Source organism: Paenibacillus tritici (genome assembly GCF_018207515.1).
Lineage (GTDB): Bacteria > Bacillota > Bacilli > Paenibacillales > Paenibacillaceae > Paenibacillus_AQ > Paenibacillus_AQ tritici.
This window is the reverse complement of record NZ_CP073365.1, coordinates 6,919,808-6,932,224: the sequence shown is the minus strand read 5'-3', so window position 1 is coordinate 6,932,224 and position 12,417 is coordinate 6,919,808. Positions and strand designations below refer to the sequence as shown.

Sequence of the window (12,417 nt, the reverse complement as noted above, 5' to 3'; positions counted from 1 at the left end):
TGCCAGTCAAACACGTTATGATGGGAGTATACGTGAAAGACAGGAGCCAAAAGCATGTCAAACAGTGTGGGTGTCGTTATCGTAGCGGCAGGCCGAGGAACCCGGATGGGGACGGCAGAGAGCAAGCAATACCTGCTGCTCCAGGGCAAACCGATTATCGTGCATACCCTGGAGGTATTCCAGCGGCATGACCTTATCTCTGAGATTGTGCTTGTCACCGGTGAAGAGGATGTGGAGCGCTGCCGGCAATGGGTACAAGCCCACAAGCTGGATAAAGTGGCTGCAGTCATTCCCGGAGGTACGGAGCGCCAGCATTCGGTACGCCGTGGACTGGGAGAACTTACGACCACCTGGGTCATGGTGCATGACGGGGTCCGGCCATTCGTACAAGGCAGTGAGATTGAGGCTTGCTTTGAACGGGCTCAATCGGCCGGAGCAGCGGTGCTGGCAGTACCGGTAAAGGATACGATCAAGCAGGTGGACAGTGAGGGCAAGGTGCTGTCTACGCCGGATCGGCGAAGTCTGTGGGCGATTCAGACCCCGCAGACTTTTCGTTTGTCCGATCTGCGCTCCGCCTATGAGGAGGCAGAGCGGGACGGCTTCCTCGGTACAGATGATTCCAGTCTGGCGGAACGCAGCGGCATTACCGTTTCGGTTGTAGAGGGAAGCTACAGGAATATTAAGATCACAACACCGGAGGACCTGGATTTCGCTGAATTCACAGTAAGAAGCAGGGGAGAGGAACACACATGATTGCTGTAGGACAAGGGTTCGATGTACATCAACTGGTTGAGGGAAGGCCGTGTATTATCGGCGGGGTGACCATTCCTTATGAGAAAGGGCTGCTGGGGCATTCCGATGCGGATGTGCTGCTGCATGCTGTTAGCGATGCTATACTGGGGGCGCTGGGCCTTGGGGATATCGGCAGACATTTCCCGGATACGGACCCGGCCTTCAAGGATGCGGACAGCCTGAAGCTGCTGGAGCAGGTATGGGCGCTTGCACGCGAGCGGGGATACCGGCTGGGGAATATTGACTCGACCATCATTGCGCAGAAACCCAAAATGGCGCCTTATATCCCGCAGATGACGGAGGTTATTGCCCGTGCGCTTGAAGCGGATCTGTCGAAGGTGAATGTCAAAGCGACAACGACCGAGCAGCTTGGCTTTGCCGGACGCGGTGAAGGAATTGCCGCGCAATCTATTGTCTGTCTGCTCCAAGATGTGATATCATCGTGAGATGGTTTTAGCTTAAGAAACAGCCTAATTTCAACCAATATGAAGCGGAGGGAAACCCATGGCGGATCAAGTTCGGGTGCGTTACGCACCGAGCCCTACGGGACATTTACATATCGGAAATGCCAGAACAGCCTTGTTCAACTATCTGTTCGCCCGTAATCTGGGCGGCAAATTCATTATCCGGATCGAAGATACGGATCTCAAGCGCAATATAGCAGAAGGTGAAGAAAGCCAGCTGAAGTACTTGAAGTGGCTGGGAATAGATTGGGATGAAAGTGTGGATGTAGGAGGCGAATATGGCCCTTACCGCCAGACAGAGCGTCTGGACCTTTACCGTGTCTATTGGCAGGATCTGCTGGACCGCGGTCTAGCTTACCGCTGCTATTGCACGGAAGAAGAGCTGGAAGCAGAACGTGAGGAACAGACTGCACGCGGCGAGACTCCGCGCTATTCCGGCAGACACCGTAATTTGACCGAAGAGCAGCGCCTTAGCTTTGAAGCAGAAGGGCGTGTTGCCAGCATTCGTTTTCTCGTTCCGGAAGACCGTACTTATACCTTCAATGATATCGTTAAGGGCAGTATTTCCTTCAATACCAAAGAGGTGGGCGACTTCGTCATCGTGAAGAAAGACGGCATTCCGACGTATAACTTCGCAGTAGCGGTTGATGATCATCTGATGGCCATCTCCCACGTGCTGCGCGGAGAAGACCATATCTCCAATACGCCGCGTCAGCTCATGATCTATGAAGCTTTGGGCTGGGAAGCTCCGTTGTTCGGCCATATGACGCTAATTGTCGGGGATGACCATAAGAAGCTAAGCAAACGGAATGAGTCAATCATTCAGTTTATTGAGCAGTATGACCAGCTGGGCTATCTGCCGGAGGCACTCTTCAACTTCATCACCCTGCTGGGCTGGTCGCCGGAAGGTGAGGAGGAGATCTTCACGAAGGAAGAGCTGATCTCGATCTTTACAGCAAACCGTCTGTCGAAGAGCCCGGCGGTGTTTGATACGAACAAGCTGGCACATCTCAATAACCATTACATCAAGCATGCCGATCCCAAGCGGATCGCGGCACTTGCTATTCCTCATCTGCAAAAGGCAGGACGGCTGCCGGAAGCTCTGAGTGCGGAGCAGCAGAGCTGGGCAGAGAGCCTGGTTGCGCTGTATCAGGAGCAGATGAACGCTGCTTCGGATATTGTAGGACTGTCCGACCTCTTCTTCCGCAGTCACCTGGAACTGGAGACAGAAGCAGCCCAGGTGCTTGCCGAAGCCCAGGTTCCTGAGGTTCTCTCCGCTTTTCTGGCTAAAGTGGAAGCTGCCGAGGACTTCAGTGCAGCCAATATGGCAGTGCTGATCAAGGAAGTACAGAAGGAAACCGGGCACAAAGGCAAAGCGCTGTTTATGCCGATTCGTGTCGCTCTTACCGGACAGATGCATGGCCGTGATCTGAATGCGACCCTTGCGCTGCTTGGCCGGGAACGGGTAATCGAACGTCTGAAGTCGCAGATCAAAGGCGCATAAACAGAAGCAGGCAAGGGCAGAGCCCCTTGTCAGTTCAGCGGCTTTTCGCTAATATAGAAGAATATAATAATAGCTGGGATCAGGAAAAGTAAGCGTATAAGGGCAATTGCCAGAGAGAATAACCGCTGAGGGAGATTTCCCTTGCAGGCTGGGAGTTATTCATTTGTCTGCCGCTGAAGATGCACCTGTGAGCTGCAGGGTTGAAAGTCTCTAACCGGAGGCTGTAGACTGTGCCGGGAACGTCGCCGTTACAGACGCCAAGAGGAACACCAGAGCATGGGCCGTGAAGTGAACGGCATCCATGTATATGAATGTTCAAGCAGAGTGGGACCGCGGTTAAACGTCTCTGCAGCTATAGGCTGCAGGGGCGTTTTTTGTTGAAAAGTCAGAGAAGAGGGGAACCGTGATGTTTAAACATATCAAGTCGGACATTCAGGCCGTATTCGACAACGATCCCGCCGCCCGCAGCAGGTTCGAGGTTATCTTCACCTACGCAGGGCTTCACGCTATCTGGGCGCACCGGACGGCCCACTCTTTTTATAAACGCCGCTGGTTTACACTGGCCCGCATCGTCTCCCAGATCAGCAGGTTCATGACCGGGGTGGAGATTCATCCGGGCGCGGTGATCGGCAGCAGACTGTTCATTGACCATGGAATGGGTATTGTCATTGGGGAGACCTGCGAGATAGGCGATGATGTCATTATCTATCAGGGGGTCACGCTTGGCGGAACCGGGAAAGAGAAGGGCAAACGTCATCCTACCGTCGGCAACAATGTCGTGATCGGCTCTGGTGCGAAAGTACTGGGTTCCTTCACAATCGGTGATAATTGTAATATCGGCTCCAACTCCGTCGTTCTGCGCGAAGTGCCCAGCAACAGTACGGTAGTCGGCAATCCCGGGCGTGTGGTCAAACGTAACGGAGAACGCGTATCCGACCGGCTGGATCATACCAAGATGCCCGATCCGCTGATTGATTCCCTGCGTTTCCTGCAGAAGGAGATCGAAGAGCTCAGGGAACAGATGGGTGCGGAAGACAAGCAGAAGAAGGAACAGCGGCGGCTGGAAAGCCAGCAATATATCGGCGATTACGAAATTTAAGCTAACCGGTATTTCAGAATCCGGGGACAATAGAAAGGGTTGGGACAAGAATGGCTTTGCAAATTTATAACACGATGAGTCGCAGTAAAGAAGTATTTGTACCGCAGGAGCCGGGTAAGGTGAAAATGTACGTATGCGGACCCACAGTCTACGGCTATATGCATATCGGTAACGCCCGGCCGATTATCGTCTTTGACATGGTGCGCAACTATCTGGAGGCACTCGGCAATGAGGTACGTTATCTGACGAATTTCACCGATGTGGATGACAAAATGATCCGCAAAGCGGAGGAGATGAACATCACTGTAGCTGAGGTTGCAGATATGTTCATTGCCGCCTATCAGGAGGATCTGGCCGGACTTGGCGTGAAGCCGGCAACGATGAATCCGCGGGTGACGGACAGTATGGACACAATTATCGGATTCATCAAAGAGCTTGAAGAGAAAGGTTATGCGTATGAGAACGGTGGAGATGTGTATTACCGTACCGGCAAATTTGCCAATTACGGCAAGCTGTCCGGCCAGAATCTGGAGGAGCTGCGCTTCGGTATCCGGGTCGAGGTAGATTCCCGCAAAGAGAACCAGGAGGATTTCGTACTCTGGAAGGCTGCCAAGCCGGGTGAGGTGCACTGGTCCAGTCCATGGGGCGAGGGACGTCCCGGCTGGCATATTGAATGCTCGGCGATGGTGCGCGAATATTTGGGCAAGACTATTGATATCCATGGCGGCGGAGAGGATCTGAAATTCCCGCATCATGAATGCGAGTGTGCCCAGACCGAGGCGCTGACGGGCCAGCCGCTGTCGAATTACTGGATGCATAATGCATTTCTGAACATCGGCGACGAGAAAATGTCAAAATCACTGGGGAACGGTCTGCTGGTGAAGGATATCCGTGCGCGCTTCAAGCAGGGAGCTATCCGCTACTTCATGCTGTCCAGCCATTACCGCAATCCGCTCAATTTCACCGAGGAAGCACTGCAGTCTGCCGAGAAAAGCGTAGATCGTATCGCTCTGGCCGAAGGCAATGTGAAGCACCGCCTTGAGCTGGGTAAAGAGGAGGCGGCGGGTGAAGCAAGCCCGCAGATTACGGAACGGCTCGCGGCTATCCTGAGCAGCTTCCATGCCCGGATGCAGGACGATTTCAATACACCGGATGCGATTACGGCTGTGTTTGACTGGGTGAGTCTGGCGAACCTCACACTTGCTGATAATCATGCGCTTAATGCTGATTTAACAGCACTGCTGAAGGCTTTTGCCGAGATGAATTCGGTATTGCGCCTTACGGCGGAAGCCGAAGAAGAGGTAGCAAGTGAAGAGGTGGAGCGTCTGATTGCTGAACGTGCAGAAGCGCGCAAGAATAAGAATTGGAGCCGGTCCGATGCCATCCGTGATGAGCTGAATGCTCTGGGTATTCTGCTGGAGGATACTCCGCAGGGAATGCGGTGGCGGCGTAAATGAGCGGAACGTTTGATCTGAACAGCGCCTGGTTCCCGTATGAACCCTCCAAGCCGGCCCATCTGTTGTCACCGATCGTACTTGCGTATGCAGGCGATGCCGTCTATGAGGTTGCCGTGCGGCAATATCTGATCTCGCTGCCTAATCTGCGCCCCAATCATTTGCACCGCTCGGCAACCGGGCTGGTCTCTGCCAAAGCGCAGAGCACCATTCTTGCACACCTTGATCTGGTGCTTACGGAGGAAGAGAAGGATGTGGTAAGACGGGGGCGCAATGCGAAATCCGGCACGATTCCCAAAAACGCGGATGTGCTGGAATACCGCCACGCGACTGCTTTTGAATGCCTGATCGGGCATTTGTATTACACCGGACAGCAGGCGAGAATCCAGGAGCTTGTTCACAGCAGCATCGAATACATGTTGAACCGGACCAAGTGAGCATACAGAACAGGAGATAAAACAATGGAAGAATTGAGAACAGAAGAGGAAATACTGGCAGGCAAGCATTCTGTGCTTGAAGCCCTTAGAGCCGGACGGACACTGAACAAGATATGGATCGCTGAAACCGCGCAAAAGCATCTGACTGCACCTATCGTAGCTGAAGCGCGCAAGGCGGGAATTGTGATCCAGCATGTAGACAAGCGGAAGCTGGACCAGCTCGCACCGGGAGTGCAGCATCAAGGGGTGGTTGCGCAGGCGGCACCGTTCGCCTATACGGAGGTTGCTGATATTCTGGCAATTGCTGAAGCCAAGGGAGAACCGCCGTTTCTGCTTTTGCTGGATGAAATTGAAGATCCGCACAACCTGGGGTCTATCCTGCGTACGGCTGATTGCACGGGTGTGCATGGAGTCATTGTGCCGAAGCGCCGCTCTGCACAGATCACGGCAACTGTATCCAAGACCTCTGCCGGCGCAGTCGAATATGTACCCGTAGCGCGCGTAACGAATCTTGGACAGACCATTGACCGGCTGAAGGAGCTGGGGGTCTGGGTGGTAGGAACCGATGTGGACACCGATCAGAATCTGTTCGGATCTGATATTGTCACGGGACCGGTAGCGGTGGTTATCGGTAATGAGAACAAGGGAATGGGCCGCCTGATCCGTGAGAAATGCGATGTGCTGCTGAAGCTGCCGATGGCCGGAAGAATTAATTCGCTTAATGCTTCAGTTGCAGCCGGTGTAATCATGTACGAGGTACTCCGCCGCCGCCAAGAACAGGGATAATGATGGCGGACTGGCGCGATATCCTGCTCGTGGACGGGTACAATATGATCGGCGGCTGGCCGGAGCTTGCGGCATTGTCGCAGACCGGCATGCAGGAGGCACGCGACCGGCTGCTCGATATGCTGGCCGATTATCAGGCGTTCTCCGGGCTGCGCGTCATTGCCGTATTCGATGCCTACCGTGTGCCGGGACTGGGGCGGTCTTTTGTACAAGGGAAAGTCCAGGTCTTCTTCACCAAGGAGAAGGAAACCGCAGATGAGTGCATCGAACGGCTGGTTGGAGAATTCACGCACCGCCGCAGACAGATCTCGGTTGCAACCAGTGATTTTGTGGAGCAGCATGTCGTTTTTGCCCAGGGAGCTCTCAGAATTTCAGCCAGGGAACTGAGACTTGCGATTGAAGAGAACCAGAAGCAGGTGAAGAAAGCCATCGAACCGGGAAGCATAAGCTCCACCCGTCACTCGCTGGAAGACAAACTGCCTCCCGAGACGCGCAAGCGGCTGGAGGACTGGCGGAGACAGTAAGGACGCGAAAGCAGCAGACTTCCGTCGAAAAATGCCATAATATGTTATTGAAGATTGTTTTTGGACAATTCCGGTTGACGGTGTAAGGTAACATAATATATACTGTTCCTATATTTCGAGAAGTAACGATGTGTCTTGCGTTGCAGCCGGGGGGATTCTTGGTGAGTGTCGACCTCAAGGAAATAATGCTGTCCGAGTATGATTTCATAAGTGATGAAGAAATTGTCGAGATCTTCCGTGGTGGCGACAGTGGCGCATTAGAGCATTTGATTAACAAGTACCGCAATTTCGTGCGTGCCAAGGCTCGTTCCTATTTTTTGATCGGGGCAGATCGTGAAGATATTGTGCAGGAAGGCATGATTGGCCTATACAAGGCGATTCGTGACTTCAAGGGTGACAAGCTGTCATCGTTCAAGGCCTTTGCCGAGCTGTGCATCACCCGTCAGATTATAACCGCCATTAAGACGGCTACCCGCCAGAAGCATATTCCGCTGAATTCTTATGTCTCGCTTGACAAGCCCATCTATGATGAGGATTCCGACCGGACACTGATGGATGTGATATGCGGAACGCAGGTGCTTGACCCGGAAGAGCTGATTATTAACCAGGAGGAGTTCATCGGACTGGAAGATAAGATGGCTGAGATTCTGAGTGATCTGGAACGCAAGGTTCTGATGCTCTATCTGGACGGACGTTCCTATCAGGAGATTGCCGAGGATTTGAAGCGGCATGTGAAGTCCATTGACAATGCACTGCAGCGAGTGAAACGGAAATTGGAAAGATATCTGGAAGTGCGTGACAATTAATGATATAATGAACTAGGAAGGCTCGGGACTCGAGTCTTTTTTTAGTGTCGCTACATTTTGATGTGATGAATTTCTGATTTATGAAGCATTGGCTGGCAGCAGGTTTATACCATGGCGGAATGCACCATAATGATATGGAAGACAGCGAGTGGCATAAGGAAGAAGCTAGAGCAAAGATGATGGTTGTTACACGGCTACAGCACCCGGAAATACCCAGTGCGATGGGGGAAACTTTCGTTGACACAGACATTGATATTATGCTAAAGTGTTTTAGGTAGGCCTAAATTCGCGGCTTTTTTTTGAATCAATATCTACGTCTTCTAATTTAACCGTTAGAAGTACGTCTTCGGGAGGTGCACATCATGCGGGTAATTATCACTTTGGCTTGTACAAGTTGCAAACAAAGAAACTATGCAACAACCAAAAACAAGCGAAATCACCCCGACCGCTTGGAGATGAAGAAATTTTGCAAGTTTTGTAACGAGCAAACTCCTCATCGCGAAACCAGATAGTCTTTGGAGGTGTAGTCGGCGTGAAACGTAGTTTCAAGTCTTTGTTTTCCTTTTTCACTGAGAGCTGGAGTGAACTCAAAAAGGTTCGCTGGCCTAGCCGTAAAGAATTGAAGAACTATACATTGATCGTTCTCGGTACAATCGTAGTTATTTCTCTTTACTTCTGGGTTCTGGACATCGGTATTTCCGCTGTGATTGAAGCGATTATTTAGAGAGGTCCCAGGTGGCTTGATATGGAAAAAAGATGGTATGTCGTTCATACCTATTCCGGGTATGAGAATAAGGTCAAGGCCAATTTGGAAAAACGCGTTGAGTCCATGGGCATGGAAGACAAAATATTCCGCGTTCTTGTTCCTATGGAAGAAGAGCTGGTAAACAAGGATGGCAAGAAAAAAACTGTCATGCGCAAAGTTTACCCTGGTTACGTTTTGGTCGAAATGGTTCAGACGGATGATTCCTGGTATGTAGTCCGCAATACGCCGGGCGTTACCGGATTTGTCGGTTCAACTGGTTCAGGGTCCAAGCCTACTGCACTGCTCCCTGAAGAAGTTGAACAAATTCTGAAGCATATGGGCATGGTTGAACCTAAAGCGAAGATTGATTTCGAAATTAAGGAATCCGTACGTATTATGGTCGGTCCATTTGCGAATTTTGTGGGCTCTGTGGAAGAGATTTTGGCAGACAAGAGCAAGATCAAGGTACATGTCAACATGTTTGGACGGGAAACCCCAGTCGAGTTGGATTTCACTCAAGTGGAGAAGATATAACAAGCACAAGGGTTTCTTGTGGGAGAATGCTGTATAGCATTCGAATACCACTATTTACGCAAGGAGGTGTCACTCATGGCTAAAAAAGTTATTAAAATGGTGAAACTGCAGATTCCTGCAGGGAAAGCGAATCCAGCGCCTCCAGTAGGTCCGGCGTTAGGTCAAGCAGGTGTCAACATCATGGCATTCTGTAAGGAATTCAACGCTCGTACTGCCGACCAGGCTGGCCTGATCATCCCGGTTGAAATTACAGTATTTGAAGACCGTTCCTTTACCTTCATCACCAAAACTCCTCCGGCTGCTGTTCTGCTTCGCATCGCTGCGAAAGTAGAAAAAGGATCCGGTGAACCAAACAAGAAAAAAGTAGCGAAGCTGGGCCGCGCAGCGGTTCGTGAAATCGCTGAAACAAAAATGCCCGATCTGAACGCTGCATCTGTTGAAGCTGCAATGCGTATGGTTGAAGGTACTGCCCGCAGTATGGGAATCACAATCGAAGACTAATATGTATTCGATGAACCGGTCATTCATGACCGCAATATGTGGGAGGAATTTCCGCTAACACCACAAAGGAGGAACATTTTCATGGCTAAACATGGTAAGAAATACATGGAATCTGCTAAGCTGATCGACAGCGAAGCGACTTACGAGCCTTCAGAAGCTGTAGAGCTTGTGAAAAAGGCAGCAACTGCCAAATTCGACGAAACCGTTGAAGCAGCAGTTCGTCTGGGTGTAGACCCGCGTAAACAAGACCAAGCAGTTCGTGGTGTTGTTGTCCTGCCTCACGGCACAGGCAAAACTCAACGCGTGCTTGTATTTGCAAAAGGTGAAAAAGCGAAGGAAGCGGAAGCTGCTGGCGCTGATTTTGTTGGTGATGCTGACATGATCAACAAGATTCAACAGGGCTGGTTTGAATTCGATGTCTGCGTAGCTACACCTGATATGATGAGCGAAGTCGGTAAACTGGGTCGTCTGCTCGGTGGTAAAGGCCTCATGCCTAACCCTAAAGCAGGTACAGTTACTTTCGACGTTACCAAGGCTGTTCAAGAAATCAAAGCCGGTAAAATCGAATACCGTCTCGATAAAGCGGGCCAAATTCACGCGCCAATCGGCAAAGTGTCTTTCAACGCTGAACAACTGAACGAGAACCTTAAAGCTCTCATGGACGCTCTGAACCGTGCGAAACCGGCTGCTGCCAAAGGTGTATACCTTAAAGGCGTTGCTATTTCGTCCACAATGGGACCTAGCGCTCGTGTGAACGCTACTGCTTTCAGATAATTAAGGGTTGACTCTTCGAGTTATCTTTGATAATCTGTAACAGTTGTGAACATTAAGGTGATCAATCTTGAATTTGAATATGCTTACCGTAGACAGTAGGTGCCGTAGGGCTTAATTTCCTACCGAGGTGTTGTGATAGAAACAAAAAGTGCCAGGCTCGCCTGATCAACTTTCCGTTTTATCAAGCCTTCGTGAATCTGCGGAGGCTTTTCTAATGCCTGCGTAGGAACGGCGCAGTTTCTCCGGAAGAAACGCCGTGACATAAATTTTCAGGAGGTGTATACCATTGGCAAATGCAAAAGTAATCCAAGCTAAACAGGATGCGGTTGATGTTGTTACCGGCAAACTGCAAAACAGTATCTCTACTGTAGTAGCAGACTACCGCGGATTGAACGTATCGCAAGTAACCGAACTGCGTAAGCAGCTTCGTGAGGCTGGCGTTGAATTTCAAGTCCTGAAGAACACATTGCTTCGCCGTGCAACTGCGGCGGCTGAATTGACTGATCTGGACGCTGTCCTGACTGGTCCTACAGCTATCGCTTTCAGTGAGACTGATGCGGTAATAGCAGCCAAGATTCTGAATGACTTCGCTAAGAAGAACGACGCTCTGAAACTTAAAGGCGGCGTAGTAGAAGGTCGCGTGATCGACGCTGACCAGCTCAAAGCACTGGCTGAGCTTCCTTCCCGCGAAGGTTTGCTGTCCATGCTGCTTAGCGTGCTTCAGGCTCCAATGCGCAACTTCGCGCTTGCAGTTAAAGCTGTTGCTGAGAAAGAAGAACAAAGCGCGTAAGCCTTTGCTTCTAGCTTCATAATCAATACCACAAACCAATTCAAATATAATGGAGGTTCAATCATGAGCAAAGAAACAATCCTGGAAGAAATCAAAGGCATGAGCGTATTGGAACTGAACGACCTGGTTAAAGCAATCGAAGAAGAATTCGGCGTAACTGCAGCAGCTCCAGTAGCAGCTGGCGGCGCTGTAGCAGCTGTTGAAGAAGAGCAATCCGAATTCGACGTAATTTTGACAAGCGCTGGCGCTTCCAAAATCAACGTTATCAAAATCGTTCGCGAAATCACAGGTCTTGGCTTGAAAGAAGCTAAAGACGTTGTAGACAACGCTCCAAAAGCAATCAAAGAAAAAGTAAGCAAAGAAGAAGCCGAAGCTACCAAAGCAAAATTGGAAGAAGCAGGCGCAGCTGTAGAAGTAAAATAAGTTGATTCCATAGGTACTGCCCCGGGGCAGAAGTGATTCTCTCCGGTTCTTGCAACCCCCTTGAACTTGTTCAAGGGGGTTGCTTTATAAGGGAAGCCCTTATAAGATGGGTCTAGTACAATGTGAAAGGGAGGATTGTATGTCGCAGCATTATTACTCGCAGCAGCCGGAAGCGCGTCATGACAGACGCAGCATCGATACGGAACTGAGAGGCAAAAGCCTCCGCTTTACAAGCGACGCTGGTGTTTTTTCCAAAGGTGATATTGATTATGGCAGCCGTGTTCTAATCGAGGCGATGGTCATCCCGGATGGTGCGGGGGTACTGGACGTGGGCTGTGGTTATGGCCCCATAGGGATTAGTGCGGCGTATCTAGCTCCCAAGGGACATGTGACGATGATAGACATCAACAGCCGTGCGGTAGAGCTTGCCCGCGAGAATGCGCAGCATAATGGAATCCGCAATGTTACGGTTATGCAAAGTGATGTGCTGTCCGCAGTGCAGGGGCGTAAATTCGATGTTATTCTTACCAACCCGCCGATACGTGCCGGCAAGGCAGTGGTGCATCAGATCTTTGAACAGGCGTATGATCATTTGCATGAGGGTGGAAGTCTGTGGATTGTCATCCAGAAGAAGCAGGGAGCGCCGTCGGCGGTTGCCAAGCTGGAGAGCTTGTTCCCGGTGGTGGAAGAAGTCGGGAAAGACAAGGGCTATCGGATTATAAGAGCGCAGAAATAAATAATATTACTTATTGACATGCATTGCCCACAGTGGTATTATTATAAA

General features: G+C 50.8%; 17 protein-coding genes and 1 other annotated feature. All 17 genes read left to right on the top strand.

Going from position 1 to position 12,417, the window contains the following annotated elements; all coding sequences use genetic code 11:
• The first annotated feature begins 54 nt into the window (after positions 1-54).
• The 17 genes from ispD (at position 55) to KDC22_RS29820 (ending at position 12,369) form a co-directional block, all read left to right on the top strand.
• Positions 55-753: a 2-C-methyl-D-erythritol 4-phosphate cytidylyltransferase gene (gene ispD, locus KDC22_RS29900; RefSeq protein WP_211721271.1), complete on the top strand. Its 699-nt coding sequence runs from the start codon at positions 55-57 to the stop codon at positions 751-753.
• Positions 750-1,238: a 2-C-methyl-D-erythritol 2,4-cyclodiphosphate synthase gene (ispF, locus tag KDC22_RS29895; protein ID WP_173140436.1), complete on the top strand. Its 489-nt coding sequence runs from the start codon at positions 750-752 to the stop codon at positions 1,236-1,238. Before ispD ends, ispF begins: the two co-directional genes overlap by 4 nt.
• A gap of 58 nt (positions 1,239-1,296) precedes the next feature.
• On the top strand, positions 1,297-2,760 hold the full coding sequence (gene gltX / locus KDC22_RS29890; RefSeq protein ID WP_211721270.1) for a glutamate--tRNA ligase: 1,464 nt from the start codon (positions 1,297-1,299) through the stop codon (positions 2,758-2,760).
• Between the two features lie 406 nt (positions 2,761-3,166).
• Positions 3,167-3,859, top strand: a complete 693-nt coding sequence (gene cysE, locus KDC22_RS29885; RefSeq protein WP_173140440.1) for a serine O-acetyltransferase — start codon at positions 3,167-3,169, stop codon at positions 3,857-3,859.
• Between the two features lie 50 nt (positions 3,860-3,909).
• Positions 3,910-5,316, top strand: a complete 1,407-nt coding sequence (gene cysS / locus KDC22_RS29880; protein ID WP_211721269.1) for a cysteine--tRNA ligase — start codon at positions 3,910-3,912, stop codon at positions 5,314-5,316.
• Complete coding sequence (locus tag KDC22_RS29875; RefSeq protein ID WP_211721268.1) at positions 5,313-5,750, top strand: Mini-ribonuclease 3; 438 nt, start codon at positions 5,313-5,315, stop codon at positions 5,748-5,750. Before cysS ends, KDC22_RS29875 begins: the two co-directional genes overlap by 4 nt.
• Before the next feature lie 24 nt (positions 5,751-5,774).
• Positions 5,775-6,536, top strand: coding sequence for a 23S rRNA (guanosine(2251)-2'-O)-methyltransferase RlmB (gene rlmB / locus KDC22_RS29870; RefSeq protein WP_076081731.1), 762 nt, complete (start codon positions 5,775-5,777; stop codon positions 6,534-6,536).
• Between the two features lie 2 nt (positions 6,537-6,538).
• Positions 6,539-7,060, top strand: a complete 522-nt coding sequence (locus KDC22_RS29865; protein ID WP_211724236.1) for an NYN domain-containing protein — start codon at positions 6,539-6,541, stop codon at positions 7,058-7,060.
• 161 nt (positions 7,061-7,221) lie between these two features.
• Positions 7,222-7,866: an RNA polymerase sporulation sigma factor SigH gene (gene sigH / locus KDC22_RS29860; RefSeq protein WP_019908203.1), complete on the top strand. Its 645-nt coding sequence runs from the start codon at positions 7,222-7,224 to the stop codon at positions 7,864-7,866.
• A 362-nt stretch (positions 7,867-8,228) separates the two neighbouring features.
• Positions 8,229-8,378 (top strand): 50S ribosomal protein L33, encoded by a 150-nt coding sequence (gene rpmG / locus KDC22_RS29855; protein ID WP_074086515.1) that lies wholly within the window; start codon positions 8,229-8,231, stop codon positions 8,376-8,378.
• 20 nt (positions 8,379-8,398) lie between these two features.
• A complete protein-coding gene (gene secE / locus KDC22_RS29850) occupies positions 8,399-8,590 on the top strand; it encodes a preprotein translocase subunit SecE (protein ID WP_036692354.1) in 192 nt (63 codons plus the stop codon).
• Between the two features lie 21 nt (positions 8,591-8,611).
• Entirely contained in the window at positions 8,612-9,145 is a 534-nt protein-coding gene (nusG, locus tag KDC22_RS29845; protein WP_173140446.1) for a transcription termination/antitermination protein NusG, read from the top strand.
• 75 nt (positions 9,146-9,220) lie between these two features.
• Positions 9,221-9,646, top strand: coding sequence for a 50S ribosomal protein L11 (gene rplK, locus KDC22_RS29840; protein ID WP_019908208.1), 426 nt, complete (start codon positions 9,221-9,223; stop codon positions 9,644-9,646).
• Between the two features lie 81 nt (positions 9,647-9,727).
• The gene (rplA, locus tag KDC22_RS29835) at positions 9,728-10,420 is read left to right on the top strand and encodes a 50S ribosomal protein L1 (protein ID WP_173140448.1); all 693 of its coding nucleotides are present in this window, start codon (positions 9,728-9,730) and stop codon (positions 10,418-10,420) included.
• 68 nt (positions 10,421-10,488) lie between these two features.
• Positions 10,489-10,642, top strand: a sequence feature (ribosomal protein L10 leader region).
• Between the two features lie 64 nt (positions 10,643-10,706).
• Entirely contained in the window at positions 10,707-11,210 is a 504-nt protein-coding gene (gene rplJ, locus KDC22_RS29830; protein ID WP_173140450.1) for a 50S ribosomal protein L10, read from the top strand.
• 63 nt (positions 11,211-11,273) lie between these two features.
• Complete coding sequence (gene rplL, locus KDC22_RS29825; RefSeq protein ID WP_173140452.1) at positions 11,274-11,633, top strand: 50S ribosomal protein L7/L12; 360 nt, start codon at positions 11,274-11,276, stop codon at positions 11,631-11,633.
• Positions 11,634-11,772: 139 nt separating this feature from the next.
• Positions 11,773-12,369, top strand: a complete 597-nt coding sequence (locus tag KDC22_RS29820) for a class I SAM-dependent methyltransferase (protein ID WP_173140454.1) — start codon at positions 11,773-11,775, stop codon at positions 12,367-12,369.
• Positions 12,370-12,417: the final 48 nt, after the last annotated feature.

What these genes read in the sequence shown, in the direction of transcription:
- rplL (WP_173140452.1), top strand. Translation starts at nt 11,274, where the DNA reads ATGAGCAAAGAAACAATCCTGGAAGAAATCAAAGGCATGAGCGTATTG.
- rplK (WP_019908208.1), top strand. Translation starts at nt 9,221, where the DNA reads ATGGCTAAAAAAGTTATTAAAATGGTGAAACTGCAGATTCCTGCAGGG.
- cysE (WP_173140440.1), top strand. Translation starts at nt 3,167, where the DNA reads ATGTTTAAACATATCAAGTCGGACATTCAGGCCGTATTCGACAACGAT.
- gltX (WP_211721270.1), top strand. Translation starts at nt 1,297, where the DNA reads ATGGCGGATCAAGTTCGGGTGCGTTACGCACCGAGCCCTACGGGACAT.
- cysS (WP_211721269.1), top strand. Translation starts at nt 3,910, where the DNA reads ATGGCTTTGCAAATTTATAACACGATGAGTCGCAGTAAAGAAGTATTT.
- KDC22_RS29865 (WP_211724236.1), top strand. Translation starts at nt 6,539, where the DNA reads ATGGCGGACTGGCGCGATATCCTGCTCGTGGACGGGTACAATATGATC.
- KDC22_RS29820 (WP_173140454.1), top strand. Translation starts at nt 11,773, where the DNA reads ATGTCGCAGCATTATTACTCGCAGCAGCCGGAAGCGCGTCATGACAGA.
- ispD (WP_211721271.1), top strand. Translation starts at nt 55, where the DNA reads ATGTCAAACAGTGTGGGTGTCGTTATCGTAGCGGCAGGCCGAGGAACC.
- KDC22_RS29875 (WP_211721268.1), top strand. Translation starts at nt 5,313, where the DNA reads ATGAGCGGAACGTTTGATCTGAACAGCGCCTGGTTCCCGTATGAACCC.
- rpmG (WP_074086515.1), top strand. Translation starts at nt 8,229, where the DNA reads ATGCGGGTAATTATCACTTTGGCTTGTACAAGTTGCAAACAAAGAAAC.
- rplA (WP_173140448.1), top strand. Translation starts at nt 9,728, where the DNA reads ATGGCTAAACATGGTAAGAAATACATGGAATCTGCTAAGCTGATCGAC.
- rlmB (WP_076081731.1), top strand. Translation starts at nt 5,775, where the DNA reads ATGGAAGAATTGAGAACAGAAGAGGAAATACTGGCAGGCAAGCATTCT.
- nusG (WP_173140446.1), top strand. Translation starts at nt 8,612, where the DNA reads ATGGAAAAAAGATGGTATGTCGTTCATACCTATTCCGGGTATGAGAAT.
- ispF (WP_173140436.1), top strand. Translation starts at nt 750, where the DNA reads ATGATTGCTGTAGGACAAGGGTTCGATGTACATCAACTGGTTGAGGGA.